General features: G+C 36.4%; 12 protein-coding genes and 7 pseudogenes. 7 read left to right on the top strand and 12 right to left on the bottom strand.

Going from position 1 to position 15,280, the window contains the following annotated elements:
* Nucleotides 1-163: pseudogene (locus tag NI467_RS13355) on the top strand (IS701 family transposase); the annotation flags it as partial.
* A 147-nt stretch (nt 164-310) separates the two neighbouring features.
* Here NI467_RS13355 and NI467_RS13350 read toward each other — a convergent pair.
* The 3 genes from NI467_RS13350 to NI467_RS13340 all read right to left on the bottom strand — a co-directional run bounded on the left by NI467_RS13350 (nt 311) and on the right by NI467_RS13340 (nt 2,620).
* Nucleotides 311-1,133 (bottom strand): IS5 family transposase gene (locus NI467_RS13350; RefSeq protein ID WP_174659891.1). Its coding sequence is split into 2 segments (ribosomal slippage): nt 311-751 and nt 753-1,133, totalling 822 coding nucleotides; the frame shifts between segments, so codons are not numbered across the junction.
* Between the two features lie 39 nt (nt 1,134-1,172).
* Complete coding sequence (locus NI467_RS13345) at nt 1,173-2,054, bottom strand: hypothetical protein (protein WP_253153374.1); 882 nt, start codon at nt 2,052-2,054, stop codon at nt 1,173-1,175.
* Between the two features lie 86 nt (nt 2,055-2,140).
* Nucleotides 2,141-2,620 (bottom strand): toll/interleukin-1 receptor domain-containing protein, encoded by a 480-nt coding sequence (locus NI467_RS13340; RefSeq protein WP_178319556.1) that lies wholly within the window; start codon nt 2,618-2,620, stop codon nt 2,141-2,143.
* A 233-nt stretch (nt 2,621-2,853) separates the two neighbouring features.
* Between NI467_RS13340 and NI467_RS13335 the strand changes: the two genes are divergently transcribed.
* Nucleotides 2,854-4,179, top strand: coding sequence for an ISNCY family transposase (locus tag NI467_RS13335; RefSeq protein ID WP_253153373.1), 1,326 nt, complete (start codon nt 2,854-2,856; stop codon nt 4,177-4,179).
* Nucleotides 4,180-4,349: 170 nt separating this feature from the next.
* Here NI467_RS13335 and NI467_RS13330 read toward each other — a convergent pair whose 3' ends face one another.
* The 3 genes and pseudogenes from NI467_RS13330 to NI467_RS13320 form a co-directional block, all read right to left on the bottom strand.
* Nucleotides 4,350-4,493, bottom strand: coding sequence for a hypothetical protein (locus NI467_RS13330; protein ID WP_004676226.1), 144 nt, complete (start codon nt 4,491-4,493; stop codon nt 4,350-4,352).
* Between the two features lie 44 nt (nt 4,494-4,537).
* Nucleotides 4,538-5,068, bottom strand: coding sequence for a plasmid replication DNA-binding protein (locus NI467_RS13325; protein ID WP_227591037.1), 531 nt, complete (start codon nt 5,066-5,068; stop codon nt 4,538-4,540).
* Nucleotides 5,061-5,309: pseudogene (locus tag NI467_RS13320) on the bottom strand (replication initiation protein); the annotation flags it as partial. The gene NI467_RS13325 and the pseudogene NI467_RS13320, both read right to left, overlap by 8 nt.
* A gap of 160 nt (nt 5,310-5,469) precedes the next feature.
* Between NI467_RS13320 and NI467_RS13315 the strand changes: the two are divergent.
* Nucleotides 5,470-5,768, top strand: a pseudogene (locus NI467_RS13315) (transposase); the annotation flags it as partial.
* Between the two features lie 409 nt (nt 5,769-6,177).
* Nucleotides 6,178-7,377 (top strand): integrase arm-type DNA-binding domain-containing protein, encoded by a 1,200-nt coding sequence (locus NI467_RS13310; RefSeq protein WP_253153372.1) that lies wholly within the window; start codon nt 6,178-6,180, stop codon nt 7,375-7,377.
* Between the two features lie 47 nt (nt 7,378-7,424).
* Here the strand turns inward: NI467_RS13310 and NI467_RS13305 are convergent.
* A pseudogene (locus tag NI467_RS13305) lies at nt 7,425-7,664 on the bottom strand (integrase core domain-containing protein); the annotation flags it as partial.
* A 170-nt stretch (nt 7,665-7,834) separates the two neighbouring features.
* On the opposite strand from NI467_RS13305, the gene NI467_RS13300 reads away from it, so the two are divergent.
* Nucleotides 7,835-8,910 (top strand): IS3-like element ISAba20 family transposase gene (locus NI467_RS13300; protein ID WP_253153371.1). Its coding sequence is split into 2 segments (ribosomal slippage): nt 7,835-8,087 and nt 8,087-8,910, totalling 1,077 coding nucleotides; the frame shifts between segments, so codons are not numbered across the junction.
* 154 nt (nt 8,911-9,064) lie between these two features.
* Here the strand turns inward: NI467_RS13300 and NI467_RS13295 are convergent.
* The 4 genes and pseudogenes from NI467_RS13295 to betT all read right to left on the bottom strand — a co-directional run bounded on the left by NI467_RS13295 (nt 9,065) and on the right by betT (nt 12,616).
* A complete protein-coding gene (locus tag NI467_RS13295; protein WP_253153370.1) occupies nt 9,065-9,469 on the bottom strand; it encodes a surface-adhesin E family protein in 405 nt (134 codons plus the stop codon).
* A 68-nt stretch (nt 9,470-9,537) separates the two neighbouring features.
* Nucleotides 9,538-9,711, bottom strand: coding sequence for a hypothetical protein (locus tag NI467_RS13290; RefSeq protein ID WP_180187195.1), 174 nt, complete (start codon nt 9,709-9,711; stop codon nt 9,538-9,540).
* A gap of 131 nt (nt 9,712-9,842) precedes the next feature.
* A pseudogene (locus NI467_RS13285) lies at nt 9,843-10,291 on the bottom strand (IS982 family transposase); the annotation flags it as partial.
* A 357-nt stretch (nt 10,292-10,648) separates the two neighbouring features.
* Complete coding sequence (gene betT / locus NI467_RS13280; RefSeq protein WP_253153369.1) at nt 10,649-12,616, bottom strand: choline BCCT transporter BetT; 1,968 nt, start codon at nt 12,614-12,616, stop codon at nt 10,649-10,651.
* A 537-nt stretch (nt 12,617-13,153) separates the two neighbouring features.
* On the opposite strand from betT, the pseudogene NI467_RS13275 reads away from it, so the two are divergent.
* A pseudogene (locus tag NI467_RS13275) lies at nt 13,154-13,270 on the top strand (helix-turn-helix domain-containing protein); the annotation flags it as partial.
* A 5-nt stretch (nt 13,271-13,275) separates the two neighbouring features.
* On the opposite strand, the pseudogene NI467_RS13270 reads toward NI467_RS13275, so the two are convergent.
* Nucleotides 13,276-13,515: pseudogene (locus NI467_RS13270) on the bottom strand (type II toxin-antitoxin system HipA family toxin); the annotation flags it as partial.
* A gap of 512 nt (nt 13,516-14,027) precedes the next feature.
* Between NI467_RS13270 and NI467_RS13265 the strand changes: the two are divergent.
* A protein-coding gene (locus NI467_RS13265) for an IS3 family transposase (protein WP_253153368.1) occupies nt 14,028-15,205 on the top strand; the annotation gives its coding sequence in 2 pieces (ribosomal slippage) (nt 14,028-14,364 and nt 14,364-15,205; 1,179 coding nt in all).
* The last annotated feature ends 75 nt before the right edge of the window (nt 15,206-15,280 follow it).

Below are 15,280 nucleotides of genomic sequence, written 5' to 3'. Positions count from 1 at the left end.
AGCCTTGATGGCCTACGTTGAGATACAAAAGAACCAGTTTGAGCGGATCTTTGAAAATGTATATCGTTGGCAGAAGAAATTATTTAGACCAGTTATCAAAAACTTCATTGATGACTTTATTCTCGATAAAAATCATCTGCTACCACAGAGAATCTATAAATAATAGTGCGTAAGTCCTAATATATATATACTTCTGTGAAAAAATTAAATCCAAATTATCATCTAGGTAAATGATATTTGCATCCATTAAAATATTTTTTATATCTAATGAAATAACGTATTCTTTATAATAGATCTCTTGCGAAAGTCGTTATTGCAAGTTCATCCGGTTTACCAGTGCAGCGATTAAATTAATGCGTAAACCGAATCTTTTCCGTCTATTTCGATAGCGTTCACTTAGTATTCTAAATCTTTTCAATTGACTGTTAATATGTTCGATTACAACTCGTATTTTTCCAATCATTTTATTGTAATTTTTCTCAGCATCAAATAAGGGTAAATTCTTCTTTTTCTTTATTGGCATCAATAATTTAAAGCCATCTTGCTCTAATCCGTAGTACCCTAAATCGGTCATAACATAGTCACAATGTTTGAATTTCTTAACTGTTTTTCTTGCCAATTTAATATCATGCTGACTGCCAGACGATATATCTACTCCTATGATTTGTTTGCTCTTCGGATGATAGATCACTTGGGCTTTTAACGTATGTTTCTTCTTTTTACCACTGTAGAACTTACTGTGATTTTTTTTTCGGGCGTTCTATTAAACATTCTGTCGCATCAATAATTACCCAGTTAAATTGTTCGTCTGCTGTGGTAATGCTGCGTTTTGGCAGGGTAAAACGTCTTGATTTCATTAATGCATCTTCAACCTTTTTAATAGTTCGATTCACATTACTTTCAGCGATATGGTAATTTGCCGCCAATTCCAATTGGGTGTTGTAGCTCCGTAAGTAATTGAGTGTTAATAATAATTGATCCTCTATAGCTAAAGTATGAGGACGCCCTAATTTCTTTTTAAGTGATTCTGCTTCTTTTAAAACTTCGACCATTTCACTAAAAACTGCTCGAGGTACACCAACCAAGCGCTGGAATTCAGAATCTGAAAAACGATTTAATTTCTGATATTTCATGAAATCTATATTGAGGCAGTTTTTACTTTCGCAAGAGGTCTAATATTCATTTAATAGAATATCAAAATCTTCTTCGGATATGCTTTTAATTTTTTTAGTAAACATTTCATAAGCTAAAAATGAAAGGAAGTTCAAAATACCATCAAAATCATTGTGATTTACGCGTATTTTTTGTAACAAACTTAATATTAAAGAATTATAACAATGACCATAAGATGTTAAAGAAAAGTCTCTAGATAAATTAATATTATCTAAAGTCTGAATAATTGTTAATATGTACATGGGTTTTGCATCCATAACATTTTTTCTTAACAATAAGTCAAAGTGATTAGTTAAATTATCAATTTTCTTTAGGAAATCAGAATCATTTTGGATATATAATGATTCAACACCAATACTATACCATTTACTATATAGTTCATTTCTCTTAAGATGACCTAAATTTTTAATTTCGAATATTTCAAATTTTATATTTAAATGTTTTGATCTATCCCCAAAAAAATGTTGTTTATCAACAAAAAAGTATATTTTTTTAAAAAAATTACTTATTGAATCTAAAAAATTATTCTCATATCTTTCACTTATTTTTAGACTTTGAAAATCATCTATTAATAAAACAAAATTTGATTGATTACTATCATATTTAATCCCAAACTTACTTGAGCATATCTTAACTAATTGTTCAGCACTAAAATGTTTTATTTCTTCAGCTTTTAAAGCAACTACTTGATATCCTAAATCAATTAAGTCATTACAATATTTTTTTAGTAAAGCCGTTTTTCCTGACTTATCAGATCCAATAATATAGGCATAATCAAATTTATCTATAATCTTATCAGATTGGATCTGCTTATATTTAATAGTTGAATTACTATTTATATGCTCCATATCTGGATAAATAAAAACATCATTTAAAAGCAATAAGTCTTTTTGAGGATGCTTTATATTTATACCTAAGTCATTTATATATTTATTAAACTTTTCCGACTGTAAGAACAGCGCTGGAGTCAGATTGTCTTTTTTTTTTCAATTTCAGATTCTCTATTTTTTTCAATTTGATTCATAAGTTGATCAACTATTGTTAAATAGGCTGAGTCTATATTCTCATACTTACTTACAGGGCCACCATCTTTTGGCGCACATTTTAATTGCCCAAAATAAGTTCTTTTCCACATACTTTCTTCAGCAATAATTGGGAAAATTTTTGTATTATCAATAAGTTGTTTCTCTAAAGCTATTTCTAACTCTTTACGTATACAGTAATCCGAATTTAAATATTCTGTACTTACAATACAAACAACCATATGTGCTTCTTGAAGCTTCTCTTGAATAGCCTCATCTAAAGTTTCTCCAATATCAATCTGTTGATCTGTGAAAATATCTAAATTGTTGTACTTAGCTATAGCATTTAGATGTGACATTAATGCCATAAAGTGTTTTTCATTTTTGTGACTATAGCTAATAAAGATTTTAGTTTTTTCAGACATGTTAGTACGTATGTTTAAATTTATATAGCTAAATTATAAAGTATTTTTTGGGGATTTAAAACTTAATGTATCCCACCTTAAGATGCCTTTTTTATTTAACATAAAATCTCTTATACGAAATGCTTTTGTAACTCCAAAATAGAAATGTCCGGTTTCTCCAAAGTAAAAATGTCCGCTTTTAGAATATGCGCTTTTGCGATTATCGAAGCGGACGGTTTGATATGTTGGTGTCTATGTCGGATAAAGAACTTAAACGATTGTCGGTCTTGCAGGAAATCTGCGATCAACGCATAACTCAATCCCAGGCTGCTCAGCTACTTCATATTTCAGAACGTCAGATCAGGCGTTTACTGCAAAAATACAAAGCTCAAGGCCCAGCTGCATTAGCCCATGCCGGTCGTGGTCAAACCAGCAATTCCAGGCTTCCTGAAGAACTCAGGCTCAAGTGCCTCAATATGGTTGCTGAGCAATTCCATGGTTTCGGACCCACTTTAGCGCATGAAAAGCTGACTACCATTCATGGATTCGATATTTCAGTGGAAACCCTGCGTTCCTGGATGATTGCAGCCGATTTATGGATTCCTCGCTCCAAACGCCTGAAACGCCCATATCAGCCTCGTTATAACCGGGACTGTTATGGTGAACTGATCCAAATTGATGGCTCACATCATGACTGGTTTGAAGGAAAAGCCCCTAAATGCTGTCTATTGGTGTTTATCGATGACGCCACAGGAAAATTGCAGCACTTACGCTTCTGTGAGTCAGAATCAGCCTTTGACTATATGATTTCAACACGTTTGTATGTTGAGCAGCATGGTAAGCCTTTAGCCTTCTACAGCGATAAACATTCAGTCTTCAGGGTGAATCAAAGCAGCAAGAAAGACACCAAGATTACGCAATTTGGGCGCGTACTCAGCACCCTGAATATCGATATTATCTTCGCTAATTCACCACAGGCCAAAGGCCGTGTAGAACGAGCCAATAGAACGCTTCAGGACCGTCTGATCAAAGAAATGCGCCTGGAAGGCATCTGTTCGATTGAACAAGCGAATGCCTGGCTACCCTGCTTCATTGAGCAATTCAATCAGAAGTTTGCCAAGATGGCCTTTAATCCCAAGGATCTACACCGGACTGTCACTGAAACAGCCGAAGAATTAGATGATATTTTTACCTGGCGTGAACCCCGCAGAGTCACGAATAGCCTGACGATTACTTATGATAAATGCGTATATCTCCTGGAAAACACGGAAGAAAACCAAAGATTGATTAGTAAGTATCTTGAGTTCCTGGAATACCCGGATGGTACAGTCGCGATTGAATATCAGGGAAGAAAAATCAATTACAGCATCTTCGATAAATTAAGTCAGCTTAACCAGCGAGAGATTGTTGAGAATAAACGTTTAGGTGCAGTTCTCAATCATATTCAACAACAGCATGAAGAATTGGAACAGCAAAACAAACGTAATCGTTCTCAATCTATGCCAAGCAGACGTGCACAGAAGACAGTAATCAAAGAACGAAATCTGAATCCTGTGCTTGACTTGGAAATGTCTGTATAGGACATTTCTATTTGGTTTTAAGGTAGGACATTTCTACTTAGGAATAACAGCTTTTTGAAATTGTGTTATAATTCAATTTGTTGATTCAAGTTTTATAGCCCATTCACCCTCGAATGGGCTTTTTTTATGACTTTTCATGTTCCACGGTTTTAATAAGTTTTGATGAACAATCACTTGCTTTGATCTTGGGCTTTCTGGCGCTGATCCTGCTCCTTTTTAAAGGCTCGTTGATCCATAATGCTGGCCATAATCATGATCGGAATCCCGATAAATAGAAATGCAATGCCTTGTAGGATCTCTTTCAGTTTTTTCATACGTAATGCTCCTTGGGGGGCTTAGTCCTCATCGAATACCGCACTCAGTACTCGGCCAAATAAGCTACGCTTTTTCTTGTCTCATGATGTGTCTGTGATACGTTTTTTGGTGCTTCACTGGTATGTATCGTTACTGTTTCATGAGATAATGAATTTGGCTCTATGCTTTTATTTTCAATACTTTCACTTGAGTCATCATTGTTGTCACAAGGTGTTTCATTGAAATGTCTCTTTAGTGTGTCATGAGACATTTTTTCTTCTGACTCTTTATGTCCTAGCAACAATTGGAAGCGGTCTATTTGGTCTAAATAACGTTTTTCTCTATCCTTGTATGATTCAATCTCTTTTCTCATGAAGTCAACCAACTGACGCAAATCCGCATCATCTTTGAGTGAGGTTATTACTTGGTTTGGCTCGTGCTTTTTAATTGGCTCTCCAAAGCAGCGAATGACTTCTGCAATGTCAAAAAGACCATCAGCACTTCGAGATATACGTCCTTCTTTGATAGCTCTGTATAGTGTAGAGCGGCTGACGTTAAAGCGGTTGGATACTTCACTTAGCGATAACTTAGCCATTTACCGTGTCCCTTTTATTTGATGGCATGTATCCCACTTTCTTGAGGTGTGGGTATAGCTCTATGATGCGCTCAGGATCTTGTAGCATCTCAGCAATACGTATAGCAAACTGTTGGTAGCTTTCTGTACCTTGAGAATATTTCCCCATTTCAGGTAATTCTGAAAGCTTATTAGCAAACATATGACGTTGAGCATCTGTCATTTTTGAAAAAAGATCTAGCGTGTTTGGATCTCGCTTATCTGCTATTGGTTGATTCGTTTTCTTTTGTTGGTTTTCGCTTTGTTTCACTCGCTCAAACTCTATTAAATCTCGCTTTCGCTCGATTCGTAGGGGCAATTTTTTGCAAATACTGAACCGTACCGGGTTTGTCGGAGAGTCAATATTCTGAGAGACTATCCCGATGACAAAATTAAAATATACCCCTGAAATTAGAGAAAGAGCGGTTCAATTATTGATTGAATCCGTGAAAGAGTATCCATCGAATTGGGCTGCGATCACAGCTATTGCTCCCTGAGCAGTATACTGCGCAAGGGTTGTACTCTCGAAACACTACGTGTTTGGTATCAAAAATATTTAGATAAACAAAATCCAGTTAAAGTACAGCAGCTTTCAGACCAAGAACGTATCAAACAACTGGAACGCGAAAATAAAGAACTGCAACGTGCGAATGAAATTCTACGTAAAGCAGCCGCTTTTTTCGTTCAGGCGGAGCTCTGTTAGCGGCAGTGTAAAAATAACCCCCTAACGGCATTTAAAAACTGAGCCCCTTGGTGACATATTCAGCTCCTACAAAATTCAATAGTAGCTGCAGATCGACTTAATGCGACAGAACCGAAATATTGCCTCAAATAATTAAGGTTCGGTTACTAGGTCTGTAAAACAAACCCATTGCAGAATAGTGTTTAACTATCACTGATTTTTGTTGCTTAATACAAATTTTAACAGTGGTTACTTTTTTGGTTACTGCAATGTAGAATACCATAATAATATTTATAAAAAACATATATATAAATATTTATGTGATGCGTAATATACGCATCATATATAAAGCGTTCTATTTTGATATAATTGATCCAATCAACCCCTTATTAGGTTTCATTTAAATTCCATGAGTCTTACTGAAATCAAAGTTCGCCAAGCTCATTGCAAGGATAAAACCTGTTTTTTATCCGATGAAGATGGGCTTAGCCTGAAGATTGAGCCGAGCGGAAGAAAATCTTGGTGCTATCGCTATACAGATCCACAAACTAAAAAACGTCGACGCATTCAGTTAGGTCTTTATCCTGATTTATCGCTGAAAAAGGCACGACAAGTCAGAGATGACTTTAAAGACAATGATTTCTGTTTTGAACATGATACTGCCTCTAATCTCATCACCTTTGGTAAGGTCGGGGAGGAGTGGTTACAGTTCAAACTGAAAAATGCCTTCAACGATCTACCCCGCTGTGGTGTACTACAGTTAGCAGAAAGATGCTTACAGCAAGATCTTTATCCAGACCTTCAGGATTTACCTTTTCAAAACATCAAGCGTTATGACCTGGTTTCAGTAATCAAAAAAATAGAGGGACGCCAAGTAAAAGAACCTGTCAAGAAAGCTTGTAGTTATTTGAACCAAATTTATGACTACGCTGTAGCGATGGGTTATTGTGAATTCAACATCGCGCATGGTTTAAATAAAATCACCATTAACAGTAAAATCAAGAAAAATTATCCGTATTTGAAAGCGGAGGATATATCTGATTTTAAGTATAAATTACAAAAATTGAATGTCCATCCGATTATTAAAAAAGCACTGATGTTTAAATTATATACTGGAGTGCGAGGGGCTGAATTGTTATTGTCTGAGCCTCATCATTTTGATTTAAATGAAAAAATCTGGAAAATACCTGCCTTGCATATTAAACAGTTTCGACGAAAAGTCATATTAGGCCATGAGATTCCAGATTTTTTAGTTCCACTTTCAAATCAGGCTTTAGAGATTTTGAAAGACGTCATGCAGTGGTCATACGGTGAAAAATACCTTTTTGCTAGCCCTCGCAAACACAATCAACCGATTCATTTTAATACTCTAAATATGGCCATACGTAAGATGGGGTATGGCAAACATCAACTATCTTCTCATGGATTACGTTCTACTTTTAGTACCATTTTGAATGACTCAGGTTTGTTCCAAGATAATTGGATTGAGGCACAACTTTCGCATATTGATAAGAACCGTACCCGTGCCAGCTATAATCACGCTGACTATTTAGCTCAACGGACTGAAATGATGCAGTGGTGGGGTGATTATTTAAGTACTAGTAAGTGAAAATCGTACTAAACCGTACCGAGTTTGTCGGAGACTTTTTATTTAAGTTAGGCCACCTGACCTAACTGGTTAATCTTATCATAGTACATTGCCTCAAACTCAAAAGGCGATACATATCCAATTGCACTATGTAGCCGTTTTTTGTTGAACCAATCGACCCAATTCAATGTGGCAAGTTCAACATCAGATAGGCCTGTCCAATCAGATTTCAAATATTCAATCACCTCCATTTTGTATAAACCATTCACTGTTTCAGCCAATGCATTGTCATATGAATCGCCAGTTGTAGGACCACATTTTGAATTAACATGGTCCAAGTATCCTAAATAATTAGGAATGCCCTTACTCAGCTAGAGTAGGGGATTTTTTATTTTCTGTTAGCTAAAGGTAATCCCCCCTAAAAATAATTGAGTTTAAAAGTAGAAAATCGAATAACCTTGATTTAAGGAGATTTTCTATGAAAACATCTAAGTATTCAGACAGCTTGATCATGAGTATCTTGAAGCAAGCTGAAGCAGGAACACCCATACCGAACTTGTGCCGCGAACATGGTATGAGCTCTGCTACATTCTACAAGTGGAAGTCCAAATATGGCGGCATGGATCTTTCAATGATGACGCGGCTTAAAGAACTTGAGGCTGAAAATGCCCGTTTAAAACGCATGTATGCTGATGAGCGGCTAAAGTCAGACATCTTGCAAGATTCACTTTTAAAAAAGTTTTAAGGCCTGTTCAGCGAAAGTCACTTGCTCAGCAAGCTACTGAGCAATTTAAGATTTCAATCAGCATGGTCTGCTTAATTTTTAAAGTCAGTCAAACGTGTTATCGCTATAAAGCTCGTTTAGATGAAGAGAATCAACAGATTGCCGAATGGTTGATTCAATTAACCAATGATCATAAAACATGGGGCTTCAAGCTTTGTTTCCTGTATTTGCGTAATGTTAAAAAATACAAATGGAACCACAAACGTGTCTATCGCATTTATAAGGAGCTTGAGCTTAATTTAAGAATCAAGCCTAATAAGCGGATTAAACGAGAACAGCCTGAAACCCTTGCAGTACCGACAGCTAAGAATGAATCATGGTCAATGGACTTTATGTATGATCAACTCAGTGATGGACGTAGTTATCGAGTTCACAACGTGATTGATGACTATAATCGCGAGTCATTGGATATATTGATTGACTTTTCGTTGCCAGCAGAACGTGTGCTGAGAGGACTTGATCAGCTCATTGAATGGCGAGGTAAACCTAAACGCATTAGAACCGACAATGGCCCAGAGTATATAAGTGAGCTGATGGAAAAGTGGTGTGATCAGCATGGTATTGAGCATGTATTTACTCAACCAGGCAATCCACAGCAAAATGCATATGTTGAGCGATTTAATCGTACAGTACGTTATGAGTGTCTAAATCAATATTTATTTCGAGATCTGAGCGAGGTGCAGGACTATACAACTGACTGGCAGTACTTTTATAATCATGAACGACCTCATATGTCAGTAAATGGTTGTCCACCTATTTTTAAACAATAACAAGGCTTTAGATTTTCTACCCATTAATTCAATTAAAAATGGGGGTATTACCAACTTGCCAGTAGTCAGACTCATACATGACTGTCTCTCGTTTCAGAAACAGCCCATTCTTTTTAATGTAGTGATTACGAAGCATTGCCTATTTTTAGCTCAACTATTCTTCACCATATAGGTATCTACAAACTACGATTGCCATAAATTCACCTTTTGTTTCTGGAATAGCGGATCTATAATCATTATAACGAGCAACATAGGAATCAATCTGCTTACCTTTTCTATAGTCATAACTAGCATCTAAACTTAACTCATTTGTATCACATTTAAACTTATATTTCATTAATCTAAAGTCGCCGATACCCATTCCATCTTTTGTTAAGTCATTATGAACTACAGCTTTAAACCAAGCTTCTGCATGTCTGAGAGATTTAACAGTAGCTACTGTACGATCAGGGTCAACGTAAATAGTAAACTCTTCACCTTTATCTAATACAATCCACTCAGCTTGAGCAACTACAGGTACAGTAACTAATAAAGACAATAATAATTTTTTAAACATCATGAATCCCCTAAATTTAATTATAACAGTCACTTGACTTTACTATTAAGCAAAATTGATCATTTTTCTTATTACAGGTCTTCAGCTTGATCAACAACATCTTTTAACTTATTACGCTCTTCAATGTTAGCTTTAGTCGGCTCAACAAGAGCTTTATCTACAGCTTCAGCATGAACGATTTTAGATACGTCTTTAACCAATTCAGCAAGAGCTTCTAAAGCCGCATCATAATCCTTATTAGTCATCTAGCTACCCTCAAATATATGGAACAAATATAACAGCCGAAAACATTAAATCACATGCAGAAAGCAGCCGTTTCCGCTTCTTTGCGACTTCAGATGACGCACCAAAATCCTAGAACTAACCCGAATCCTGTTTAAGCCAATGATTTCATAATTTGAATTTTTGGCTTATTTTGATGAGTGAGTTGATATGCACATAGTGAAGCATAAATTCCGCTGAGAAATCCATGAGTACTACGTGCTTTACTCGTCACTAAATTGTATTGCACTTTCAATAAGCTGAATAATGTTTCTATCTTATTGCGTTGTCTTAGGTGATATTCATCTGATGCACAGAGTTGAATAGCCTGCATATTCCTCCGATGATAAGTAATTAAATCAATGCCTTGAACTTGCAGCCTACTCTTTATTCTTGGCTGATGTAACCCCGATCCCCGTAAAGTTTTCCGTTTAGGCCATCAACTAATTGCTCAACCATTTTTATGTCAGCAACATGCCCATTGGATAAGCCTGAGCTAACGATCTCACCGAATTGACTCATCACGATATGTAATTTACGGCCATAAAACCAGCCCATAGAGCTTTAATCACTTTATATTACCAGTTGGTTTATAGAAATTTTTTATAAAAAAGTATCTAAAATTAGACAATTAATTGTACCTTTATTTAAAATATTGTTCCAAACAAAATATGACTTTCTTAAAAGTTCTTAGCTATTTTTAAGTATAAAAAACCCGATCAGGGGAGATCGGGCTAAAAAAGAAACTACAGCACTAATTTCTGCAAGAAATATAACATAAATCACAAAAAAATAAAAATATGAGCGCTCCTTCACAGGTCTGGCTAGTTGTCCTTCTGATCAAACCAATTTCGTTACACTCATTGTTTTAAGCATAGCAAATTCAGGCAATTACACAATTTAATTTACATTCTCCAATACTTAGTTGCGAACCACATTTAAGAAATATAAATGCCGCTCATATTGTTCCAAAATGTCTTGAAGTAAGTCTTCTTGTGTCCATTCCATCACATTGTAGTTTTTACCACCTTCCCGTAAAAACACTTCAGCAATATAAGACTGCTGAGTATCTTCATTTTGATCTTGAAGCATAAAGCTTGGAGCGAGAGTTTTACTTACAGCTACTTGGTAAATAAAATTAATTTCATCATGATGATTGACTTTGAAAAGTAAGCCTTGATCACTTTCGACAATAGATACATCCAGTTGGCGACGTTGAAATTCACGCTTTAAATTCTGAAATGCTTGACGTACATCCTGTTTAATGTAGGCTTTGACTTCGGATTCACTGTGAGGCGAATGCATAATTAAACTTAAACGCTGTTGCCAGCTTCTTGGATTATGTATAGCGCGTGGTGTGATTCGAGCACTTTGTAAAGCTTGCATTTTAGTCACATCTAAACGTAAGGCTTTGATGAGTCCGATGCACAATAGCAGCATAATAAAAGTGAACGGTAGGGCACTCATAATAACTGCAGACTGCAAAGCTTCTAAGCCACCCGCAATCAATAAAATAATAGAGAGCACAGCAATAGTTGCTGTCCAAAACAGTCGTTGCCACGCAGGAGAATGTTCTGTTTTTGCTGTTAAATAATCGGTGATTAAAGACCCAGAATCTGCAGAAGTCACAAAGAATAGAAAAACTAAAACCGTTGCAAGTAAGCTAGAAGCGCCAGAAAATGGCAAGTGCTTTAAAAACTCAAATAAGGCAACAGAAGAGTCTTTTTCTACAGCAGCAACTAAACCTCCCTGATTTTCAAAAAGAATACTAAATAGCGCGGCATTACCCATAAAACCCATCCATACCAAAGTGAAACCTGTGGGAATGAGTAATACCCCTACAATAAATTCACGTATGGTGCGTCCACGGGAGACACGAGCGATAAACATACCAACGAATGGCGACCATGAAATCCACCAAGCCCAATACATGATGGTCCAACCACCAATCCAGCCTGTAGGCTGATAGGCATACAGATTAAAGGTCATTGCAAATAAATTGGAAACGTATTGACCAATGTTCTGAATGGTGGTTTGTAAAATATAAATACTCGAACTAGCGAAAAATACAAATGCGAGCAGTATTACGGCCAAAATGATATTTAGTTCAGAAAGCCGTTTAATGCCCTTATCAAGACCAAGAAAAACTGAAAATGATGCGAGTGCACTGACTAAGATAATTAAGATAACTTGGGTTTGAATATTATTTTCAAAATCAAATAGATAATTTAGCCCAGAGCTAATTTGAGTTACACCAAAACCTAAAGTGGTTGCGATACCGAATATTGTGCCTATAGTTGCAAAAGTATCAATTCCATCGCCAATCGGGCCATAAATTCGCTTGCCAATAATTGGATATAAGCCTGAACGCACCTTTAAAGGTAAGTTATGTCTAAAAGAGAAATAAGCAAGACTTAATCCCACTAAAGCGTAAATAGCCCAGGCATGCAATCCCCAGTGGAAAAAAGTAATACGCATGGACTGTTGGGCAGATTGGATGGTTTCGGGTGTTCCAGTCGGTGGGCTAACATAGTGCATAACGGGTTCGGCCACACCAAAGAACATTAAGCCAATACCCATTCCTGCGGTAAATAACATGGCAAACCAAGAACTATTTTTATATTCAGGTTCGCTATGATCTGGACCTAATTTAATACGCCCCATTTTAGACAAGGCGATACAAGTAAGTGCGATCAGAAAAATGGCGACAGCAAGTACATAAAACCAACTAAAAGAGGCTGTGATCCATTGGTTTAACTGATTGGTGAGCAAGTTAAAAGCATCTGGTGTAAATATCACTAATGCTAAAAAAACAGAAATAATAATCACGGTGCTAAAAAATACATTTGGATTGACGTTATCAAACCAAGATGCTTTTTTGGAAGGCATAATTCCCCCGTATTTTGTCGTAGTTTGGTGCGTGTAGATAAAAGCAAAAATTTCACATTGAGTGAAAGGATAGGAAATCAATCCCTTGATGAGTGTGCTTGGTATAGAATTATCGGCAGAATAACTAATTTGTTATTATATCATTGGATTTACCTTTTAGTAAAACCCAGGGTGTAAAAGTGCATTTCAGTATTAGACCTCTTGCGAAAGTATAGTTTTATCTAATTTTTGAATTGGCTAAAACCTCATAAAATATAGCTTTTGGCTGCTTAAAATTTGACTAACGCAAGAAGTCTATTTTATATACGGTAAATTTTTAGTTAGGAGAAGTGTGGCTAGTAAATCGATGGCTATTCATAGCTTATAAGGCTAATACTTCTCTAGCATAATCTGAAAGGTCAACTAGCCTCACAGATATAAATCAAGCCACCACAAAGGATGCGGGTTAGAATGAAAATTTTAACTGTATTTTAATGTTATCGGCAGTGTAAAAATGACCCCCTTGGTTAATATAGCGGTCATTTTGGACTGCTCAACATGTTAACTTTGGAGCAAGCAGTGACAATCCAAATTCTTCATCAACAGGGTAAATCTATTAAAGCCATTAGTCGTGAACTGAGGGTGTCCCGAAATACTGTGCGTAAATATTTACGACAGATAAATTTAACTAGCCAATGCTTTGCCTCGAGTTGATCTGGAAGACTGAGATCTAAATAAAAGAAACCATCATATCCTTGTGTTAGTAATAATTTAGGCCATTCAGCTTGAACACCTGAAGAACCAACAACAAATAAACCATATGATGCAAGTGACTCAATGAAATCTTCTTTCCTCTCAATAATTTCGCTTAGGCTAAATCCACGAGGTTTCACAGTTGGAAAATGATCTTGAAGCCAATCAAATGGTGGTTATACACAATACAATTGTATATTAATATAAATATCAAAGATTTAAAAATTTCGCTCTAGCCAAAAAATGCACAAAAAGCCGATTTTGAAACAAGTCGGCTTTTTTATGAGCGGTTTTGATATGTTTTGCCAATAAAATTGATCAAAAACCCTTCATATTTCGCTTTTTCCCTGATAACTCAATGCCTGCACTTCGGAAATTATCCGCAATTTCTGCGGATAAACCTTGGGGTAAGTTTTGAGCAATCTTGTAAGCCAAAGCTGACATGAATTAGGGACCATTGCGTCTATGTCAGTATGAGGATTTTTCATATGATGGGGATATAGAGAACAGGATGTTCCAACACATAAAACAATAATGATAAGTGCGACACCAGGACGTGAGGTACGACAGGAGTTATACCTAAACACCCAATACGAAAAAGCCCGACAGGATGTCGGGCTTTTTTGTGGACAACTTTGTCCCGTCCTGAAATAAGTTTACACCTTAAGAGACTTATTTTATGGAACATAAACGAGAACAACGAGTTAAACGTACACAACGTGACTATAGCTTTGCCTTTAAAATGATGGTGGTACATGAAGTAGAAAAAGGGCAAATTACTTATAAGCAAGCTCAGGCAAAATATGGTATTCAAGGAAGATCAACTGTGCTGGTATGGTTACGCAAGCACGGACAACAGGACTGGACTTCGAATATGCCGACTTCTTCTAAACGCCAATTGACACCCCAACAACGAATCCGCCAATTAGAAAAACAGTTAGCCGCAGAAAAGCTCAAAACTGAATTTATACAGGATGTGATTTATCACATTGATAAAGAGTGTGGGACTGATCTTGGAAAAAAGTATACCGAGCACGTTTCAAAGATTGGCAAAGCCAAAGAAGACTAAGCGTTTCACGTTATTGTCAGTGGTTAGGAATCACTCGACAAGCTTATTATCAAGCAGAAAAACGTGCTCAAATGACTGCACAAGCAACTGAACAAATACTTGAGTTGGTTATGGAATATCGCTGTCTCATGCCAAGTATCGGAACACGTAAGCTGTATTGGCTTATTAAAGGCAAATTGTTGCAACGTGGTTTAAAGTGTGGACGGGATCAGTTATTTAAAATATTGAAAGAAAATAACTTATTGATTCGCCCTAAGCGTCGCTATACAAAAACTACGGATAGCAAGCATTGGATGAAGAAGCATCCAAATTTATTAAAGGATTATTCAGCAGTGCAAGCCAATGAAGTCTTTGTTAGTGATATTACCTATGTTGAGAGTGCTGAAGGTGTGCATTATTTATCCTTGGTGACAGATGCTTATACCCGCCAGATTAAAGGTTATAAGTTATCGAATGATATGCGTGCAGAGAATGTTGTGCAGGCACTACATATGGCGATGCAGCATGTGACAGATCGGGCAGCCAGGATGATTCATCATTCAGACAGAGGCTCTCAGTATTGCTCTGAACTATATCAATCGGCATTACGCCATTATGGGGTATGTCCTTCTATGACAGATGGAGGAGACTGTTACCAGAACGCATTAGCAGAGCGGATTAATGGAATATTAAAGCAGGAGTTTTTAACTACACGATGTCAAACCATGAAGGAGTTAGATCACTTAATTGCGGAATCTATCATGATTTATAATTGCTATAGACCACATTTAAGTTTGGTGGTGTTCTAAAAAGTATGCTGGCATCAGACATAGCCATAATTGACATAGAAGAATACCAAATCAAACACCTTAAAGTGGTTATCA

The organism is Acinetobacter sp. S4397-1 (assembly GCF_024129285.1).
Lineage (GTDB): Bacteria > Pseudomonadota > Gammaproteobacteria > Pseudomonadales > Moraxellaceae > Acinetobacter > Acinetobacter lwoffii_C.
The sequence above is the reverse complement of the archived record's forward strand: the minus strand, read 5'-3'. Positions and strand labels throughout refer to the sequence as shown.

Bases quoted from the DNA above. Each gene is read 5' to 3' on its own strand.
- NI467_RS13340 (WP_178319556.1), bottom strand. From the start codon at position 2,620: ATGTCTGAAAAAACTAAAATCTTTATTAGCTATAGTCACAAAAATGAA.
- NI467_RS13335 (WP_253153373.1), top strand. From the start codon at position 2,854: ATGTCGGATAAAGAACTTAAACGATTGTCGGTCTTGCAGGAAATCTGC.
- NI467_RS13330 (WP_004676226.1), bottom strand. From the start codon at position 4,493: ATGAAAAAACTGAAAGAGATCCTACAAGGCATTGCATTTCTATTTATC.
- NI467_RS13325 (WP_227591037.1), bottom strand. From the start codon at position 5,068: ATGGCTAAGTTATCGCTAAGTGAAGTATCCAACCGCTTTAACGTCAGC.
- NI467_RS13310 (WP_253153372.1), top strand. From the start codon at position 6,178: ATGAGTCTTACTGAAATCAAAGTTCGCCAAGCTCATTGCAAGGATAAA.
- NI467_RS13295 (WP_253153370.1), bottom strand. From the start codon at position 9,469: ATGATGTTTAAAAAATTATTATTGTCTTTATTAGTTACTGTACCTGTA.
- NI467_RS13290 (WP_180187195.1), bottom strand. From the start codon at position 9,711: ATGACTAATAAGGATTATGATGCGGCTTTAGAAGCTCTTGCTGAATTG.
- betT (WP_253153369.1), bottom strand. From the start codon at position 12,616: ATGCCTTCCAAAAAAGCATCTTGGTTTGATAACGTCAATCCAAATGTA.